This is a genomic window from Cobetia sp. SIMBA_158 (genome assembly GCF_046566945.1).
GTDB classification, from domain to species: domain Bacteria; phylum Pseudomonadota; class Gammaproteobacteria; order Pseudomonadales; family Halomonadaceae; genus Cobetia; species Cobetia amphilecti.
Window position 1 is genome coordinate 1 of the sequence record NZ_JAWJYL010000579.1, and the last position, 260, is coordinate 260.

Consider the following 260-nt stretch of genomic DNA (forward strand, 5'->3'; position numbering starts at 1 on the left):
TGTTTTATGAGCAAAGGCAAGCGTTATACCCAAGAGTTTAAATAAGCGGCTGTTAAGCAAATGACACAGCATGGATATTCAGTTGCGGAAGTCGCTGAACGATTAGATATTTATACCAAAACGTTATATCACTGTCGGATCCAGTTATCAGATAAATCTAAGTCCGTTCAATCATCTGATGAAAAATTGAATATCGCTAATTTAGAAGCGCAATTGAAACGTGTCACGGAGGAATGGGATATTTTAAAAAAGGCTGCAAG

General features: G+C 37.3%; 1 protein-coding gene. It reads left to right on the forward strand.

The genetic code is table 11. From position 1 onward, the window contains the following. Positions 1–60: 60 nt before the first annotated feature. A partial coding sequence (locus tag R2R70_RS21145) for a transposase (RefSeq protein ID WP_410979074.1) occupies positions 61–260 on the forward strand: 200 nt, incomplete at its 3' end.